The sequence below is a fragment of the Chitinophaga sp. Hz27 genome (assembly GCF_042263525.1).
In the GTDB taxonomy this organism is placed as follows: domain Bacteria; phylum Bacteroidota; class Bacteroidia; order Chitinophagales; family Chitinophagaceae; genus Chitinophaga.
The window spans coordinates 143,473-162,961 of sequence record NZ_JBHKFJ010000004.1; the positions used below are offsets into that span (position 1 = coordinate 143,473).

The window sequence follows — 19,489 nt, forward strand, 5'->3', positions numbered from 1 at the left end:
ATGAATAGTTCCTATGTAGATTTTCAGTACGCTCGATTTGAATATTTCAGGCATAAGACATTCACACGGGCATATCAAACAGAATTCAATATCAGAAAGACTTTCAGCTTAATGACATTACCTATACTCCCTTTTCGATCACAGAAAAAATTTTCACATAACAGTAAATCATACCTCTTTTAGCCAGGTATAAGAAGAAAGGTGTATTAATATGCTGGTTACAATTATGGCGTCATCAACGGATGACTGATTTCTAATGCGATACTTATTATCAGGATTCAAAATTAGTTCTCTTCGAATTGCCTAACAATACAACTAAGATTTTATTATTGGTACTTTCATACAACAATAAATTTCTTGATAACATATTTCTACAATAGTCATCACAAAGAAAAATTAAATGGAAAAAAATAGCTGATTAAATCACGACGAATACATCATTAACAAACAAAATATTAAATGGGTATTAACAATACGAAACTCAGTATAAAAGAATGAATCTTAATAAGATACAAACAAGAATGCAAGCTACATTTAAAAGATAACAAATCTAATTTTTTCTCAAACTAGATAAGAAATTAATTTGATTTCTTGCATGTAGCAATAAAACGAAGAATAAAAAATGAATGGATTTTTCTGAAGTTCGATATACTAAATCGACCAGGTAAAACAGGCAATTTACTTAATGCTTTAGGGAGATGCCAAACATTTCATTCCAACATTATCTGTTGAAATAAATAAAATAAAATTATTGTTGTTGATATTATTGTTTTGCGGGAGATGCACCTGCAGTATCTGCAGTCTGTACTTTGGTCTTCTTATATTCCTCGAAAGAATTCTTAATATAGAGCAACAGATCATACTCTGATGCACTATTCAGAAACTCATAACCTGGGCGATACTTGTACATAAAAGAATCCAGTTCTGGACTCTGCAACTTCGTCATTCTACCAACAATTTCAGGCGAATAACGATAATCTATATACTTCTCTTTCTCCCAATATTCGAGTTGTCCGCGGAATTCTTCCTTACGTTTACGCGCCTTGCTGGGAACAAGGTATGTCAATGCAGTAACAGGATTTGCAGGAAGCGTTTTTAAGACATCCAACGCACCTGGCTTTTTATAATTAAAATATCTACCATACTCTGCACGCATGGCAAGCGAATCTTTATAATGGCTCTTACCTTGCACATTTACACCTTCCAGTTCATACAAACGCTTTTGCAACAGGATGTCCATTGTGGCAGACATACCAGGCGTCACAAGCACTTTCGTGGCATAACCTATCATAGAAAACTCAATAGTATCTCCAGCCATCGCCTCAATATAGAAACGACCACTCTCTGTACTGAGTGTTCCTGTCATCGCCCTCTTATTAACGATTGAAACAAACGGTATCCCTGTTTTTGTATCCTGATCCGCCACCATACCGGAAAGCCGGACCTGTGCAACAGTATCCTGCAGGTTGATGAAAAAGAAAAGAAACAATGCTCCGATATATGCAAAAAAACGAATCATGAAAATAGTAATCTCTCAAAATTAACTTTCCACTAGCAAATGAAACGTTAAAATAAAATCTATTAAATCCCGTATTTGCTAGTTTTTGACAGTGCTCAACAACAAAAATATTAATTCTCAGTGGGATAAATATCCCGCCTATCCATATTATTAGGTATTTTTGCTATAGACCTTTATCACATGTCACAAAAAATCATCTTCGCGACGCAGCATTACCAGTACCTGAAAGAAAGACTCCTGGCCATTTCCGTACCTCAATGGGAAAACGGAGAACTGGATATTCGCGATTTTCCGGATGGAGAACATTATCATCGTATTCTCTCCAACGTCAGAAACAGAGAAGTAATCCTCCTCGGTGGCACCATTGATGATAAAGAAACACTCGAACTTTACGACCTCGCCAGCGGCTGCATTCAGCTCGGGGCCTGCGCTATCACCATCATCATCCCTTACTTCGGATACTCCACCATGGAACGCTCCGTTAAATACGGCGAAATCGTGAAAGCTAAAACCCGCGCCGTACTGTTCTCCAGCCTGCCTACCACCGCCCAGGGCACTCAAATTATCTTGATAGACCTTCACGTGGATGGCATCACCCACTACTTCGAAAGCGGTGTACGCCCTATACATCTCTATGGCAAAGAAATCGTCAAAGCTGCTGCCATGGAGCTTGTAGATGGCGCTCCATTCGTCCTCGCCAGCACCGACGCCGGCCGCGCTAAATGGGTAGAATCCCTCGCAAACGACCTCCACGTACCAGCAGCATTCGTTTTCAAACGTCGCCTATCCGGCGAAGAAACCGCTATCACCGCCATCAGCGCCGATGTTCAAGATAAAACTGTCATCATCTACGATGATATGATTCGTACTGGAGGCTCCCTCATTCACGCCGCCGAAGCATATAAACAAGCCGGCGCCGCCGATATCTACGTCATCACTACACACGGCATCTTCGCTGGCAACGGTTTCCAAAAAATTAAAAATAGCGGTATCATAAAAAAAATTATCTGCACAGATACACATCCAAACGCACTCACCATCCAAGACCCACTACTGGAAGTACGTTCCGTGGATAACATGATAATCAGCTTCTTCGAAGACAACCAATTCATCTGAAATATAACAACCACTAAATAACAAACAATACTCTTCTCTTATACTACGTATAACCGATCACGTAGTAATTCGGCATGCTCACCAACATAAACCATCACAAAAAACTCAACTTCTCTTGTAGACTGCAATAGCATCGCAGCTACACCCACATAGCTCGCAAACCCTTAACACACCTATATTCCACAGTATAATCGCATGCAACATTAAAATGATAAAAAATTTAAATTAATTTTTTTTGTGCCCCAACACATTGTACAACGCCGCTCGATTGTATAGTAATATGGATAGACAAAGCAATGTAACTGTAGGCGTTCAAGTGCATGCTCATCCGCCTGAAAAAAAATTTGTAACCAAATCGCGCAATATATAATGAGAAGCCAAGTACAAGCCTGGTTGGGGCTGTGCTATGCCCTTTTCTGCCATACCACGAGTAGTGCATACACAATCCCTCACGGGCAATTACAAATACAGCCCAAAGCTGATACCACTACGCCCGTGGTAATAAAACCCGCTACCGATACAACGGTAGTTCCATCAAAAGATTCCGGAAAAACAAAACCAATAGACCCTGCACAAAAACAGGATTCCTCATCTGGTACTAAAAAAGATTCCGGCCTCATTCTTCCTCCTGATCCTAAAACACAAAAGGATGATCTGAAAACTTTTACGCTCAACGGTACTGTAAAAGACGAAAGCGGCACACCAATTCCTGGTGCCATGATTAAAAATAAAAATTCTAATCTGGTCGCTCAATCCTCTCCTAATGGTAAGTTCTCTATCAAAGCCGCTATCAATGATCAAATTTCAGTAAGCGCTCCTACCTATGCTGAACAGACGATCACTGCTGCTAAAAAAGAAACCACCATCAAACTAGGCACCGCCAGCTCTTCCAAAAAAGTACTGAATGAAGTAGTAGTAACAGCACTTGGCATCAAGAAAAACCCACGCAGCGTAGGTTTTGCCATGCAAGAAGTAACAGGTAACCAGGTACAGGAAGCAAAAGAAGTAAACTTCGCAAACGCCCTCTCCGGAAAGGTACCTGGCCTCCAGGTAAATACCAATACCGGCTCCATGGGCGGTTCCTCTAAAATTACCATCCGTGGCGTTAAATCCATCCTCGGCGATAACAACGCTTTCTTCGTTGTGGATGGAGTTCCCATCATGAATAACAACACCAATCAAGGCGGACAACTCAATGGTGGCGGTGGCTATGATTACGGTAGCCCACTGCAGGATATCAATCCGGAAGATATCGAAAATATCTCCGTACTGAAAGGCGCCGCCGCTACTGCATTATACGGCAGTCGCGGTGCTAACGGCGTACTCCTGCTCACCACCAAAAAACGCCCCGACGCAGAAGGTGGTATCGGTGTCACCTACAGTCTCAACGCACAAATGGACCAGGTATCCGTCCTGCCTAAATACCAAAACCAATACGGTGGCGGTGCTAACGGCCGTTTCGATACACTCTACTATAACCAGCACCCAGAAGGATTTATCAGCGAATCAGCTGCTACCTACGATGATAACAACGGTAAAGGCCGCTATGACCTCATGCCTCAGTACTACGAAGACCAATCATGGGGACCTAAACTGAACGGACAAGTCATCCGCCCTTACTGGTCCTGGGGAAAAGATAAAAACAATCCCTACTTCGGTCAAACAACTAAATGGGTAGCCCAACCTAATAACGTTCGCGATTTCTATAAAACAGGACTCACACTCACGAACAATATCTCCATGAGCGGCACCAACGAGAAAGGCGCTTTCCGCCTCTCCTACGGCAACATGGACCAGAAATTCGTATTGCCTAACGCCTCTCTGAAACGTAATAACCTGAGCTTTAACGGTAACTATAAAGTAGCCAAATTCCTGACGGCTACCGCCGCCATAAACTATAGCTCCCTCAGTGCCACTGCACGCCCGGGTACCGGCTTCACCGGCCCTAACCCAACCCTCCAGTTCACCATGTACGGCCAACGCCAACTAGAACTGGACAAAGAAAAAATCTATAAATACCCTGACGGCTCCCAAATGACCTGGAACCGCCGCGCATGGAACAACGATACCATGTCCTCCAGCAACGGCCCTTACTGGAACCGTTATATGGACTACGAAACCGATAGCCGCAATCGCCTCTTCGGTTATGCAGGCCTCGACCTCGATGCCACCAAATGGCTCCAGATCCGTGGCCGCGTGTACATGGACGACTATAACACGCTGGAAGAAGAAAGGACCGCTAAAGACTACGTAGTAGGTGGTTATATCAAACGTATACGCACCTCCCGTGAGCTGAACTACGAACTGACAGCCAATGCACATAAAGACCTTAGCAAAGACTTACTACTCAATGCTACTGTCGGTGGTAACGTCATGAACCGCAGATGGACAGTAACAGGTGGCTCCTCCAATGGTGGCCTTATCACACCAGGTGTGTATAACCTCAATAACTCCGTAGCACCAGCTACTCCTATTGATGAATACTACGAAAAACAAATCAACTCCGCTTTCGCTACCGCCAACCTCGGATTCAGAAACTTCCTGTTCCTCGATCTGACAGGCCGCAGCGACTGGAGCTCTACACTCGCAAAAGGAAATAACCAATATTTCTATCCTTCTGCTTCCATGTCTTTCGTATTCTCCGACCTACTGAAAGACTGGAAATGGCTAAGCTTTGCGAAACTGAGAGGTAGTATGGCCGCCGTAGGTAACGATGCTGATCCTTATCGCTTATATGATACTTATCAGTACGTACTACCTTTTGGCAATAACCCGATCAATACCTTCTCTCCAACTAAATTCAATGTTGATCTGAAACCTGAACGTACTTCAGAATTTGAAACCGGTCTCGAACTGAAATTTCTGGATAATCGTATAGGGGTTGACGTTACCTACTATAACAGAACTACCAAGGATCAGATCATCACCCTGCAAATACCTGCTGCTACAGGATTTACAGGCACTTATGTAAATGGTGGCAGCGTGCAGAACCAAGGTGTGGAACTCGGTATCAACCTAAACCCAATCCGCCTGAAAAATGGTTTCCGTTGGGATATCAACGCCAACGTTGCACGTAATAGAAACAAATTACTCAACCTGAATATCGACCAATACAATACCTCTCTGCCTATGCTGACAATCGGCACCGACAGACGTACACAAAAGGTATCCGTAGTGGCTAAAGTAGGAGAGGCCCTCGGAACAATCATGGGCACCGACTATAAATACGATGGTAACGGTAATAAACTGGTTGATGCAAACGGCTACTACCAGGTAAGCGATATCAAACCTATCGGTAACGCATACCCTGACTATGTTGGCGGTATTACCAACAGCTTCTCTTATAAATGGATCTATCTCTCTGCACTCATCGACTTCCAGCATGGCGGTAATTTCTTCTCCTACACCAACCTGTATGGCGAGAAATCCGGCCTCCTGCAAAGCACAGTGGAAAACAATATCCGTGAAAATGGCATCATCGTTCCGGGTGTTACCGACGACGGTAAACCTAACACCACTGTCATCACTGCACAAAACCACTTCAACTTCAACGGCGGTAATGTGATCAGTAAAGCAAACCTCTATGATGCAAGTTATATCTACCTCAGAGAAGTAAAAGTTGGCGTTAACATACCACAGGCATGGTATAGCAAAATCAAGGCACAGGCCGCACGTATCTCCTTATACGGTCGTAACCTCTGGCTGATTAAATCAAATGCACCGAATGTAGACCCAGCAAACATTCTCAACTCCTCTTCCAACGTACAAGGTATTGAAGGCGGTGCATTACCATCTATCAGATCCCTCGGTGTTAACCTGAATGTTTCATTCTAAAATTTGTGAAGATGATTAGTAAGATATTCAAATATAGTAGCGTAGTAATGGTAGCAGCAACGATAGCCATCACCGGTTGTAGCAAACTGGATAACATGAATCGTGACCCTACCAAACCAACTACCACACAACCACAAATATTATTAACCGGTGCGCAGAAATCCGCGATGGACATCCTTTACAGCGGATTACAGAACGGATATATCGGAATGGAATATGCACAATTCTGGAGTGGCAACTCTCGCACCAATGATGCACAATACAACCTGGACGAAGGAAATAATTCTTCCTTCTGGAATACACTGTATACATCCGCATTACATAACCTGGATGAACTGGTAAAACAGAATAATTCCAAACCTGCTCAGGCCAGCACCACCAACCAGAACGGTGTAGCGCTGATCATGAAATGCTGGATTTACCAAATGCTGGCAGATACTTATGGTAACCTGCCATATACAGATGCCTTTCATGTCACCTCCAACATCACACCTAAATATGATGATGCACAAGCTGTTTACAAATCGCTCCTCGATACCCTGCAACAGCAGATTACGGTAATGGATGAAAAGGAAAGCAGCTTCAATTCAGGTGATGTGATCTACAACGGTAAAGTAGGTGCCTGGAAAAAACTGGCCCATTCGCTGATCCTTCGTATGGCTATCCGTATGGCAGATGCCAACCCACAAATGGCGCAGCAGCTCATTGAAGCTAACTACCAAGGCGCATTCACCAGTAACACAGATAATGCGCAATTCCAGTATATCAACACCGCGCCTAATAAATTCCCATATAATGAGTCAGAGAGAGAAATCAGCGAATTTTTTGTAACAACTACCCTGACCGATTACATGAAGAGCATCAACGATCCTCGTTTGCCAATGTATGCACGTCCTGCAAAAAATTCTGATACCATCAAAGGTATGCCTTACGGCACCGCCGCATCTGATGCAAAAAGGCTCTCTCCAAATGATTACTCCTTCCCTGGTACACAGGCCTATAGCGCCACCATGCCAGGCATTTTGATGACTTATTCAGAAGTAGAATTTATTTTGGCAGAAGCAGCCGCCAGAGGTTACAATGTAGGGGATGCAGCTACCCACTATCAGAATGGTGTGAGATCTTCGATTTTATACTGGTCTAAGCTCAGTAATACACCTGTTTCAGAAACAGAAATCAGCGATTATCTGCAGCGCGTACCATATGCCGCCGCTGATTGGAGAAACGTCATCGGTACACAGAAATGGTTATCACTCTATCTGCAAGGATTCCAGGCATGGTTTGAAAGGACCAGACTACACTTTGCAAAACCAGGTGGTAGTCCGCTCTTCATTGCGCCTGTATCCGGCTCCGTTGATCCTAGCGTAACAATGGTACCATACCGCCTCACCTACCTGAAATCAGAGGCCACACAAAATGCCGCCAATTACCAGTCTGCTGCTTCCGCAATAGGAGGAGACAAACAAGGTACTAAGCTCTGGTACAATAAATTTTAATTGAGGAAAGACATGCATATAAACTAACAACTATAACACAACTACAATCAACAGGCGCCCGGATCAGTTTTATACTGGTTCGGGCGTTTCCCTTTTTTAAAATAATAGTTTCCGTTCCTAACCCTTCATCCGTTTATCGCTTTTCTTATTTTTTCTAAAAACCTATCTTTAGCCCAACCTATATTCAAAATAAGACATGATCAAAAAACTTTTATGCCTGCTGCTATTGGTATTTGCAGTGCGGATGGCAGGCGCCCAGGACATTACTCATCTTTACCAGAACTGGTATACTTATTTCGGGACAGCAAAAATCAATAGTAAATGGGCCGTTCCATTCGACATTCAGCTCCGCCTCCGCGATGGTATCAGTGATAAAGGCCAGCTACTCATGCGCGGTGGTCTGCAATACTCGCTGAACAAACAGAATCATGTGCTGCTGGGATATGCCTACGTGCCTACTTACAACAACACCGCCGACTCCTGGTTACCAGAGCACCGTATTTTTGAGCAGTTTATTCACAAAAGCAAAAAAGTGGATATGACACACCGCTTCCGGCTGGAACAACGCTGGGTAGGACAACCAGATCCCACTGGCAACCACAAACCTGTTACCAACTGGAAATACGGTAACCGTACCCGTTATTTCAACCGTACACAGTTGGCTATAAAGCACAAACAGACCACCACACCGTTTTATGTAGCATTACAAGATGAAATCTTCTTAAATCTCTGGGGAAATCAAATCAGCAATTTGCTCTTTGATCAAAACCGCTTCCTGGTGGCTGCTGGTTATCAATTCAATGCCAATCTAAAAGCAGATATCGGTTACATGAATCAACTACTGCAAGTTACCACAGGGGCCAAAACAATGAATCATATTTTGCACCTCTCCGTTTTTCACACTTTTGAACTCTAACAACTAAGAAACTTTGTTTTGGGAACATCCCCGACTTTGTCGAGGGCATTCCCAAAACAAAAACAAAACCCGATACCGCCGGCATCGGGTTTTGTTTTTAGCGAAATAAAATCGCTGCTTATATCACATAAAAAAAAGCGCCAGCAGGCGCCTTTTTTATACTAATATTTTCGCTTTCAACAAACTGGTACAGTCATTATACGCTTCTGTCGTTTTAAAAGCACTGACTGGTATCAGAAAGAAAGTTTTTTGATCTCTGTATAAGTAGATGAATTTTTTCGTTTCCACCACCTTGGAGAATTTATTCCAACCAATTACCCTTTCATGATAAGTAGCACCAGTGGAAATCATTAACCCTTCCTCATTAAATTTTAGACGGATATCGTCTTTAAAAGTGGCAGCCTTGTTATATATGGAAACAGGAAGAAGATACCAGAATATCCATACCAATACCAAAATCATAATGGTAATACCAGTCAACGCATTGATGGTCACCAGGTTGAATATATAACCTGCAAAAGTGGCAAGTAAGAAGATAATGATGGTATTGCGAAATACTTTGATTTCGCCTCGATGCATAAAATGATACCGCAATGCACTCAACACCTCATTTCTATCGTAGTTAAACTCTAAATGCATTAGGCAATTCCCGACTTTCTTTTATTTACTATCTGTTTACAGAAATGGATAACGGATTATCCATATCATCACGTCTGGTAACTGGTTCGTTCTTACGCGGACGCTTTACATTACTCAGGTCGTCTTCACTGAAACCTGGAAAGTTCTTTTTTACAAAGAGGAAATATTGTTGCAGCACCTTAGGATCCACTTTAAATGGAAACAGGGGAGAAGTACCATCCGTCTTGAGAAAGTCGTTGGCATTGATCTTATTTTCGTTCTGCAGGTACCACTTGTACAGGTCCACAATCGCTTTTTCCAACTCACCCTCATCTACCTTCTCGGTAGCTTCGGCTTTGGGAAACAATAACAAAAACTCTTCTACACGAATAGGTTTGTTATTTGTAGTAACGGTCTTGGAATTATTACGGTTATCGTTGTTATCCCCGTTTTTATCTCCATTGTTATCTCCGTAAACGAAGATTTTTTCACCGTACTTAATTACCCCAGTGTTGGCATTTGCTGATGCGGCTGCGGCCAGTACTACCAACAGCAAGAACAACAGCTTCTTCATAAGGCGCAAAATTTTCGGATCTAAAAATACAAATTATTTTCAGAAATCCTGCCACGCCCCAAAAATAGATCAGGAATGCTAATGTCTTGTTTTTTGCCAAAATCTATAAAAAACATCGAATTTCATTCGATTTCAGACCATAAAAACGATCTCATCAACAAAAATTTTTCTGAAATGGCTATAAATCAAACCTCCGGCATTACTACGGTCTTTGCTAACCTTGACAAGCTTTGCGAGACAAAACCCCTTAAAAAAACAAAAGCAATGGGCGAACCATTGCTTTCGAGAGTCATTTACAGTGCATGAAGAATCACGCGGTGTAGGAATATTTGGTTTTTCATAGGACAGTAACCATAATAAAAATTAATACAATAACAAATATAATAAAATTCTATCATGACGATCAGGTCACGACAAATATTGAAAAACGGAAAAAATAAAGGGAAGATTTTTCGATATCTCGAAAAAAAAGGCTCTTTTTTAAATGAAAATGAAAATCCTGATCCACCGATAGGACATCGGAGATAGAGCAGATGGTAATTAATAAACTACAAATAGTAGTCTTCCAGGAAAAAACACCCAAAAACTGGTGTCTCTATTAAAAAGTAAAAGGGCGCCTAGAAAAGCGCCCTCAATTTGTTACTATCCTATGAAAACCCTATTTGAATACAAAGGTAAGGGCATGTTATTTTTCTTTGAAATTTTAGAGCCTAAATAACATATCATTAACAAGAGTTGCAACACCAAATCAGCTACAACCCATACTGTTACCGCAGTTCAGGCATTTATAGCACGTCCCTGACCTCACTGTAATATGCCCACATACATTACAAGCAGGCGCGTCACTTTGCATACTTCTCATATAATCTTGCGTACTATTTTCACCTTTTGGGAGGCCGGCCAGAGATTGCTTGACTACCCTGGAAGCCGGCTGGCCCGTATTTCCAGCTCCACCTGCTGCCATTACCCTCACATTCGATAATGATGGCGGCGGCAACTCCTCCGCTGTACCATCATCCTCACCGGTATTTCCTGGCGCATCCAGTAAATGAACCAAATCCGTACGACCCAGATATTCATACCCCAATACCCTGAAAATATAATCCACCAACGAAGTAGCCGTCTTGATATTTGGGTGGTCCACCATGCCCGCAGGCTCAAACCTCGTAAACACAAACTTATCCACAAACTCTTCCAATGGCACCCCATACTGAAGCCCCACCGATACCGCTATGGCAAAACAGTTCATCAAACTTCTCAATGTAGAACCCTCCTTCGCCAAATCAATAAATATCTCTCCTAATGTCCCATCATTATACTCCCCGGTACGTAAAAAAATAGTTTGTCCTCCTACCTGTCCCTTCTGCGTAAAACCTCCACGCTTACCTGGCAACGTCTTATGCTCCACAATACGCGATAACTGACGCTTTAAAGTCGTATCCTTGCTGGCAATCATCCGCTTACTTACTTCATCCAATAAATCCTCCGTACTCAGCTGATCCAGGTCTATCAACTGCACCGGCGCCTCTACTGTTGCATCCACCTTTTTCTTTTTATCCGCCTTATTACTTAAAGGCTGACTGAGCTTACTTCCATCCCTGTACAAAGCACAAGCCTTCAATCCCAGTTCCCAACTCAGATAATAAGCATCCGCAATTTCCGCTACTTCTGCTTCATGCGGCAGATTAATAGTCTTGGATATAGCCCCTGAAATAAACGGTTGTGCAGCGCCCATCATGCGAATATGCCCATGCGGATGTATATAGCGCTGCCCATTCTTTCCACATTTATTCGCACAATCAAATACTGGTAAATCGGTATCTTTCAGATACGGCGCACCTTCTACCGTCATAGTTCCACACACATAATCATTTGCTGCATCTATCTGATCATCGTTAAATCCTAAGGCATGCAACAAGCTAAATTCCAAACTGAAATATTGCTCAGGTATAAAACCAAGCCTTTGCAAACACTCTTCTCCTAAAGTATGTACATTAAATACAAAAGTTATATCAAAGGAAGATACTACCGCAGTATCCAGTTTCTTCAGTTCTTCTCCTATAAAACCTTTCTCACTCAGCGTTTGATGATTGATGTAAGGCGCTCCTGCAAAGGATCCTGTTCCTTTCGCATAATCCACTATCGCTTTTATTTCCGCGGATGTATAACCAAGATTTTTTAATGCAGTAGGAATAGATTGATTGATGATTTTGAAATATCCTCCACCTGATAATTTTTTAAATTTCACCAATGCAAAATCAGGCTCCACCCCGGTTGTATCGCAATCCATTACTAAACCAATCGTTCCTGTCGGCGCAATAACGGTAGCTTGTGCATTACGATAACCATGCTGTTCTCCTAATTGCACGGCTTCGTCCCACGCCCTGGTAGCTGCTTTCAATAAATAATCTGGACAATAAACCGCATTGATCCCTCTGGGCTTAATCTCTAATCCTTCATAGGCATCGGCCGCATCATAAGCGGCCGCACGATGGTTACGCATCACACGCAACATATCCTGCTTATTCTCCATATACCGCACAAATGGCCCTAAATGAGCCGCCAGCTCTGCAGATGTTTTATATGCCACACCAGTCATGATAGCTGTAATAGCCCCGGTAATACCACGCGCCTCCTCGCTGTCATAAGGAATCCCACTCACCATTAGCATAGAACCTAAATTAGCATAACCCAACCCCAACGTGCGATAATCATAACTCAACTGTGCCACTTCCTTTGATGGAAACTGCGCCATCAATACTGATATCTCCAGCACAACTGTCCATAACCTCACCGTATACTCAAATCCACCTACATCAAACAAGTTCTTTTCTTCATCAAAAAACCGGCGCAAATTCACAGATGCCAGGTTACACGCGGTATTATCAAGAAACATATATTCCGAACACGGATTAGATGCATTGATCCTGCCACCTTGCGGACAAGTATGCCACTCATTGATCGTAGTATCATACTGCGTACCTGGATCTGCACAACGCCACGCAGCATAAGCTATCTGATCCCATATTTCGCGCGCTGCAATAGTTTTAACAGGTTTGCCGGTAGTGCGCGCAATCAACTCCCAGTCTTCACCACTTTTCAGCTGCTGGAAAAATTTATTAGGAATGCGAACCGAATTATTAGAATTCTGTCCGGATACAGTTCTATAAGCCTCACCTTCATAATCAGAAGAATATCCCGCAGCTATCAGCGCGGCCACTTTCTTTTCTTCTTCTACTTTCCAGTTGATAAAATCCAGTACTTCCGGATGGTCCAAGTCCAGGCAAACCATTTTGGCCGCACGGCGAGTAGTTCCGCCAGACTTTATAGCCCCAGCCGCACGATCGCCAATCTTCAGAAAACTCATCAAACCACTGCTGGTACCGCCTCCACTCAATTTCTCACTTTCGCCCCGGATGGCGGAAAAATTGGTACCCACGCCGGATCCATACTTGAAAATCCGGGCCTCCCGCATCCAGAGGTCCATAATGCCCCCATCATTTACCAAATCATCAGAGACGCTGAGAATAAAACAGGCATGCGGCTGAGGCCGCTCATAGGCAGAAGTGGATTTTTCCAGTTTTCCTGTATGCTGTTCTACATAATAATGGCCCTGGGGCTTGCCTTTAATACCATAGCTTTCGTATAATCCAGTGTTGAACCATTGGGGAGAGTTAGGCACACAGCCTTGGTTCAACATACTAAATACTAGTTCATCATAGAATATCTGTGCATCTTTTTCCGTAGCAAAATAGCTGTATTTTTCACCCCAAACCCGCCAGCAGTTTGCCATTCGGTGAACAACCTGTTTCACCGAAGTCTCTTTACCCAAACTTCCATCCGCTTGTGGCACACCTGCTTTCCGAAAATATTTCTGCGCAAGAATATCCGTCGCTATCTGCGACCATCCCGACGGTACCTCCACATTATTCATCTCGAAAACTATATCACCACCAGGATTTCTGATTACAGAGGTCCTGTAATCATACTCAAACTGATCGAACGGACTTACATTTTCCTTCGTATATTGACGTGAAAATGTAAGCCCGGCGCTTGTGTTTGCTGGATTTTTCATGCTGAAATTTTTCTAGGATTAGACAATAGTTAACAGTTCTTAAGTATTCAACGCGGTTACTACTAAAATAATTTTTTAATTGCGGAGAGCAACGCATTTATTTTGCACAAGTTGTGGATAATTCTACAAACTCTTTCAGGGCTGAAATTGTTATAGGAGAACTGATACGATAGCCCTAATTCGGCTTAAATTTTGACAAACACCATCTGATACAAATAACCTTATATAAAAAACTATTTATCATGAACTTCATGAATAAAAAATGAATCTCATGCATATTTATTTATCAATGTAGGTTATTAACAAAAAAATTATACATTTGCGACAACCGGAACAATGCGCTATTGATGTACAATAAAATTTACAATTCGTTCATCGAAAGGAAGGCTAAGAAGGAAAAGGCATTCGCGGTTTTAATAGATCCCGATAAGGTTACTCCTGCGGGTATTATTGAACTAGCTGCGAAATGCACCGCTGCCAAAGTGGACTATATCTTCCTTGGTGGCAGCCTTGTTATCACAGACCATTTGGATGAATGTGTTCAACAACTTAAAGCCAGTTGCGATATCCCGGTTGTTTTATTCCCGGGAAGCCCTTCACAGGTATCGCGATACGCTGACGCCCTGTTGTATTTATCTATGATCTCTGGAAGAAACCCTGAACTACTCATCGGACAACATGTGGTTTCCGCCGCTGCTGTCAAAAAAAGTGGTCTGGAAGTCATTTCCACAGGTTATATGGTTATAGACGGAGGTGCGCCTACTACTGTTTCTTATATCAGTAACGCAACCCCAATTCCTGCAGACAAGGCTGATATAGCCATGTGTACAGCGATGGCGGGCGAAATGCTGGGTATGAAAGTAATCTACATGGACGCTGGAAGCGGGGCACGTATCCCGATCTCAGAAACCATGATCAGTAGAGTATCCAGCCAGGTAAGCGCCCCTATCATCGTAGGTGGCGGTATCAGGGATGCCGAAAAGGCCTACCGCAATTGCAAAGCCGGCGCCGATATTATCGTCGTAGGTAATGCCATAGAAAATGATCTCTCTCTCATCAAAGAACTGGCAGACGCCGTACATTCCGTACCTGTCAACGCCTGATTCAATATCTGATCTGAAACGCTTTAATAGAAAAGGGCCTCTACGGAAGTAGAGGCCCTAATATTTTATTTAGCAACTTTTACAAGCCAGGCCTTAGCCGCCTGTTTACAACACACTTTTTAAAGGCCACCCAAATGTTACTAGCAGCGGGATACTCGGCCTGATTATATCAGAGACTCATCATCTCTTTAAACTTCACCGCCTGTCTGCGGCTCACTTCAATTTTCTCACCTCCGCGCATTTCAAGTAGCAATCCACCATTGAAATACGTATCAATTTTTTCAATCATACGAAGATTGACGATATGTTTACGGTTGGCACGGAAAAACACTCTTTCGTCCAAACGCTCTTCCAAAGCATTCAGCGATTTTAAAATCAGTGGCTTATTAGATTCAAAATAAACCCTGGCATAGTTTCCTACACTCTCAAAAAGACGGATCTCCTGCAGCTTCACAAACCAGCAACGATCACCATCCTTTACAAATACCTGGTCACTTTCAGATAGAGTAGTACGAATAGCTCCCGAAGCAGCCATACGCTCTTTCTCCTCCTGCTGATGCAGCTTTTGAATGGCGTCTGCTAGTCTTTTGGGCTCAATTGGTTTCAACAGGTAATCCAGCGCATTGAATTCAAAGGCCTTCAACGCATATTCATCATACGCGGTAGTAAAAATAACCTGTGGTGTCTTTTCCAACTCAGCCAACAGCTCAAAGCCAGTCTTATCAGGCATTTGAATGTCCAGAAACAGGAGATCAGGATGTAACGTCTCAATCTTCTCGATACCATCCTTCGCATTAACGGCTTCTCCCACCACCACAATCTCCGGGTGATCGGCAAGCAGCTTCTTTAGCTCACTCCTGGCCAGGCGTTCATCATCTATTATCAATGCTTTTTTCATTGGCAATATGAAGTTTGGTTGAATGATTAATTTAGTTAATATAAAAATGCCATAGCGGGATTCCTCCTGCTATAGCGGTTAAACAATACATTTCCCTTTTTATAATATTGGCATCAGTACCCTCGCTTCCACCATCTGAGCATCTTTATTACGAATCTCAAAAGAGGCCCGGTTCCCGAACAACAGACTTAACCGCTGCCTCGTACTCTCCAGCCCAAAACCATGCCCATTCCTCGGATTCTCCACAAATTGGCCGGTATTCTCAATGGTAATCTCATGCTGCAAACCCTTCAAATGTGAACTGATCATCACATTTCCACCACTGATCGTCTTGGAAATACCATGCTTGATAGCATTCTCCACCAACGTCTGCAACATCATCGGAGGTACCTGCAACGTCAACGTATCCGGATCAATATCATACGTCACTACCAACCGCTCCTCAAAACGGATCGTTTCTAAAGCCAGATAATCCTTCACAATATTAAGTTCCTTTTCCATACTCACCGTCTCCGCTTTCTCCGCCGCCATGGAACTTCTCAGGATATTCGACAATTCTGTTATTGCTGTTCTCGCACGCTGTGGATTCTCATCCACCAACGCACGGATACTATTCAATGCATTAAAAATAAAATGTGGATTCAGCTGTGCCTTGATCGTCTTCAGCTCCAATTCTTTCACTGTCGCCTGTAAGGTTAGCTGGTCCAGCTTCTCCGCCCTCGTACGCTCCACATAATGATAGATGAAGTAAGTCGCCCACCAGATAGTCATCAGGATATAAGCAGAGATCAGCCCCCTGAATGTATCGTCCACCTCTCTCTCCTCATCCATAAAAATAAATCTCATGATGAGATATTTGCAGATAAACAACAATGTCCCAGATCCCACCATTATCCAAAAGAATAACAGTAGCTGCTTGTCCATGGTATATGTTTCCCACTCCAGCCTGCGTACCAGGTACCGGAAAGCATGTGTGGATATCACCCCCATTAAGGTTAATACCACCAAACTCACATAGTATAGGGTATTAGGTGTGCTTGAAAACACGAATGCGTTTACCAGAAAATAGGTCAACCATCCCAGGATCTGGCACCACCAATATTTGGAAATCTTTTCAAACATTAATAAAAATTAGTATATATACTCTTCTTTCAAATATACCGTTTGAACTTTCCGGGTAAAACCTAAATGTTACAAAAGGCATATTGCTATTTTAACTGGTTTAGTTGGTCTCTTATCAACTACGGGGTAGAAAGTATGCAAACAATGCGATCATTTTTAAATTACAATTCTGTAAATTTAGGAAACTTATCAGATAGTCAATAAACCAGCAACCGAACTCCCAAAACAACAGCATTTTTACTTATTTTTGTTTTTCAAAATAAACCCTGAGCCATATTATGAATATTACGGCTGGTCAACTGTTGAGCCAAATAGAATATCCTGCTGATCTGAGGAAGCTCAGTAAGGAACAGCTTCACCAGGTTTGTGAAGAACTGCGTCAGTACATAATTGACGTTGTAAGTGTGCATGGCGGGCACTTTGCAGCCAGCCTGGGAGTGGTGGAGCTTACAGTGGCATTGCACTACGTATTTAACACTCCTTACGATCAGCTCGTTTGGGACGTAGGCCACCAGGCTTATGGTCACAAAATCCTGACCGGAAGGAGAGAAGCATTTCCTACCAACAGGAAATACAAAGGCCTCAGCGGTTTCCCTAAAAGAGACGAAAGCAATTACGATACCTTCGGAGTAGGGCACTCCTCTACCTCCATTTCTGCTGCCTTAGGCATGGCCATGGCTTCCCATTACAAAGGGGAATTCGATCGCCAGCATATCGCTGTTATTGGCGATGGCGCCATGACAGCTGGTATGGCCTTCGAAGCACTCAACCACGCCGGCGTAGCGAACGCTAACGTGCTAATTATCCTCAACGATAACTGCATGTCCATCGATCCTAACGTAGGCGCCCTCAAAGAATATCTGACCGATATTACCACCTCTCCAACCTATAACAAATTGCGCGATGACGTCTGGAACCTCCTCGGTAAATTACCTGTAGGTAAAAACTTCACCCGCGATATGGCCTCCAAACTGGAAGCCAGCCTGAAAGGAGTAGTATCCAAATCCAGCAACCTCTTCGAGTCGCTCAAAATGAGATATTTTGGCCCTATCGACGGTCATAATATCACTAAACTCACAGATACCCTGCTGGACCTGAAAGATATTCCTGGCCCTAAACTGCTCCATATCGTTACCACTAAAGGTAAAGGCTATGCGCTGGCAGAAAAGGACCAAACTACCTGGCACGCACCAGGACTCTTCGATAAAATCACTGGCGAAATTTTCAAAAAAGTACCTGACAGACCTCAGCCTCCTAAGTACCAGGATGTTTTCGGTCATACCATCATTGAACTCGCCGAACAAAACGATAAAATCTTAGGTATCACACCTGCCATGCCTTCTGGCTCCTCCCTCAAATTCATGATGGAGAAAATGCCGGATCGCGCATTCGACGTAGGTATCTGCGAACAACATGCTGTTACCCTCTCCGCCGGTATGGCAACACAAGGCATGCGCGTTTTCTGTAACATCTACTCTTCCTTCTTCCAACGTGCCTTCGATCAGGCCGTACACGACGTAGCTATTCAAAAGCTGCCTGTAGTGTTCTGTTTGGATAGAGCAGGATTGGTTGGTGAAGATGGACCTACGCACCACGGTGTATACGATATCGCCTATATGCGCGGTATCCCTAACGTTATCATCAGCGCGCCAATGAATGAGGAAGAACTCAGAAACCTCATGTACAGCGCCCAGCTGCCGGAAAACGATATGCCTTATGTAATCCGTTACCCACGCGGACAAGGTGTAATGCCTGAATGGCGTACACCGTTCAAAGCCATCAAACCGGGTACCGGCCGCAAACTCCGTGATGGTAAAGATATCGCCATCCTGTCCTTCGGTCACCCAGGCAACTTCGTAACCGAAGCTATCAAAGAACTCATGGCCGACGGCCTCCAGCCTGCGCATTACGATATCCGATTCGTTAAGCCTCTGGACGAAGCTCTGCTGCACGAAGTCTTCCAACAATTTGATAAAGTAATCACTGTTGAAGATGGTACCATCGTAGGCGGTTTTGGCTCTGCCATCCTCGAGTTCATGGCCAAACATAACTATAAGGCAGATATCAGCATGCTCGGCGTTCCTGATAAAATCATCGAACACGGCAAACCGGAAGAACTCTTCCGCGAATGTGGCTACGATGCTGCAGGTATCGCCCGCGCTACTCGCGAAATGATGAAAGAAAAAATCACCGTTACTGCATGAAACTAAAACATCAG

12 protein-coding genes are annotated in these 19,489 nt (G+C 43.3%); 6 read left to right on the forward strand and 6 right to left on the reverse strand.

The features are described 5' to 3' along the window. Positions 1–763: 763 nt before the first annotated feature. A complete protein-coding gene (locus tag ACE38W_RS10115; RefSeq protein WP_375830552.1) occupies positions 764–1,519 on the reverse strand; it encodes a carboxypeptidase-like regulatory domain-containing protein in 756 nt (251 codons plus the stop codon). A gap of 180 nt (positions 1,520–1,699) precedes the next feature. Here ACE38W_RS10115 and prs point away from each other — a divergent pair, with 180 nt between their 5' ends. The 4 genes from prs (at position 1,700) to ACE38W_RS10135 (ending at position 8,881) form a co-directional block, all read left to right on the forward strand. After that, a complete protein-coding gene (gene prs, locus ACE38W_RS10120; protein ID WP_375830553.1) occupies positions 1,700–2,635 on the forward strand; it encodes a ribose-phosphate diphosphokinase in 936 nt (311 codons plus the stop codon). Between the two features lie 369 nt (positions 2,636–3,004). Next, the gene (locus tag ACE38W_RS10125) at positions 3,005–6,469 is read left to right on the forward strand and encodes a SusC/RagA family TonB-linked outer membrane protein (protein ID WP_375830555.1); all 3,465 of its coding nucleotides are present in this window, start codon (positions 3,005–3,007) and stop codon (positions 6,467–6,469) included. A gap of 11 nt (positions 6,470–6,480) precedes the next feature. Next, complete coding sequence (locus ACE38W_RS10130) at positions 6,481–7,965, forward strand: SusD/RagB family nutrient-binding outer membrane lipoprotein (RefSeq protein WP_375830556.1); 1,485 nt, start codon at positions 6,481–6,483, stop codon at positions 7,963–7,965. A 196-nt stretch (positions 7,966–8,161) separates the two neighbouring features. Then, positions 8,162–8,881: a DUF2490 domain-containing protein gene (locus ACE38W_RS10135; RefSeq protein WP_375830557.1), complete on the forward strand. Its 720-nt coding sequence runs from the start codon at positions 8,162–8,164 to the stop codon at positions 8,879–8,881. A gap of 156 nt (positions 8,882–9,037) precedes the next feature. Here the strand turns inward: ACE38W_RS10135 and ACE38W_RS10140 are convergent, their stop codons facing one another. From ACE38W_RS10140 to ACE38W_RS10150, 3 genes are all read right to left on the reverse strand, one after another. Next, complete coding sequence (locus ACE38W_RS10140) at positions 9,038–9,520, reverse strand: YcxB family protein (protein WP_375830559.1); 483 nt, start codon at positions 9,518–9,520, stop codon at positions 9,038–9,040. Positions 9,521–9,548: 28 nt separating this feature from the next. Beyond that, positions 9,549–10,073: a hypothetical protein gene (locus ACE38W_RS10145; protein WP_375830560.1), complete on the reverse strand. Its 525-nt coding sequence runs from the start codon at positions 10,071–10,073 to the stop codon at positions 9,549–9,551. A 748-nt stretch (positions 10,074–10,821) separates the two neighbouring features. Continuing rightward, on the reverse strand, positions 10,822–14,148 hold the full coding sequence (locus ACE38W_RS10150; RefSeq protein ID WP_375830562.1) for a vitamin B12-dependent ribonucleotide reductase: 3,327 nt from the start codon (positions 14,146–14,148) through the stop codon (positions 10,822–10,824). A gap of 347 nt (positions 14,149–14,495) precedes the next feature. Between ACE38W_RS10150 and ACE38W_RS10155 the strand changes: the two genes are divergently transcribed. Further along, complete coding sequence (locus tag ACE38W_RS10155; protein WP_375830563.1) at positions 14,496–15,251, forward strand: geranylgeranylglyceryl/heptaprenylglyceryl phosphate synthase; 756 nt, start codon at positions 14,496–14,498, stop codon at positions 15,249–15,251. 169 nt (positions 15,252–15,420) lie between these two features. Here the strand turns inward: ACE38W_RS10155 and ACE38W_RS10160 are convergent, their stop codons facing one another. Both ACE38W_RS10160 and ACE38W_RS10165 read right to left on the reverse strand, forming a co-directional pair. Beyond that, the gene (locus ACE38W_RS10160; RefSeq protein WP_375830565.1) at positions 15,421–16,149 is read right to left on the reverse strand and encodes a LytR/AlgR family response regulator transcription factor; all 729 of its coding nucleotides are present in this window, start codon (positions 16,147–16,149) and stop codon (positions 15,421–15,423) included. Between the two features lie 99 nt (positions 16,150–16,248). Beyond that, entirely contained in the window at positions 16,249–17,271 is a 1,023-nt protein-coding gene (locus ACE38W_RS10165) for a sensor histidine kinase (RefSeq protein WP_375830568.1), read from the reverse strand. 278 nt (positions 17,272–17,549) lie between these two features. Here ACE38W_RS10165 and dxs point away from each other — a divergent pair, with 278 nt between their 5' ends. Continuing rightward, a complete protein-coding gene (dxs, locus tag ACE38W_RS10170) occupies positions 17,550–19,475 on the forward strand; it encodes a 1-deoxy-D-xylulose-5-phosphate synthase (RefSeq protein WP_375830570.1) in 1,926 nt (641 codons plus the stop codon). Positions 19,476–19,489: the final 14 nt, after the last annotated feature.

Coding starts and splice junctions, on each gene's coding strand:
- ACE38W_RS10155 (WP_375830563.1), top strand. CDS start 14,496: ATGTACAATAAAATTTACAATTCGTTCATCGAAAGGAAGGCTAAGAAG.
- dxs (WP_375830570.1), top strand. CDS start 17,550: ATGAATATTACGGCTGGTCAACTGTTGAGCCAAATAGAATATCCTGCT.
- ACE38W_RS10140 (WP_375830559.1), bottom strand. CDS start 9,520: ATGCATTTAGAGTTTAACTACGATAGAAATGAGGTGTTGAGTGCATTG.
- ACE38W_RS10125 (WP_375830555.1), top strand. CDS start 3,005: ATGAGAAGCCAAGTACAAGCCTGGTTGGGGCTGTGCTATGCCCTTTTC.
- ACE38W_RS10150 (WP_375830562.1), bottom strand. CDS start 14,148: ATGAAAAATCCAGCAAACACAAGCGCCGGGCTTACATTTTCACGTCAA.
- ACE38W_RS10130 (WP_375830556.1), top strand. CDS start 6,481: ATGATTAGTAAGATATTCAAATATAGTAGCGTAGTAATGGTAGCAGCA.
- ACE38W_RS10135 (WP_375830557.1), top strand. CDS start 8,162: ATGATCAAAAAACTTTTATGCCTGCTGCTATTGGTATTTGCAGTGCGG.
- prs (WP_375830553.1), top strand. CDS start 1,700: ATGTCACAAAAAATCATCTTCGCGACGCAGCATTACCAGTACCTGAAA.
- ACE38W_RS10165 (WP_375830568.1), bottom strand. CDS start 17,271: ATGTTTGAAAAGATTTCCAAATATTGGTGGTGCCAGATCCTGGGATGG.
- ACE38W_RS10145 (WP_375830560.1), bottom strand. CDS start 10,073: ATGAAGAAGCTGTTGTTCTTGCTGTTGGTAGTACTGGCCGCAGCCGCA.
- ACE38W_RS10160 (WP_375830565.1), bottom strand. CDS start 16,149: ATGAAAAAAGCATTGATAATAGATGATGAACGCCTGGCCAGGAGTGAG.
- ACE38W_RS10115 (WP_375830552.1), bottom strand. CDS start 1,519: ATGATTCGTTTTTTTGCATATATCGGAGCATTGTTTCTTTTCTTTTTC.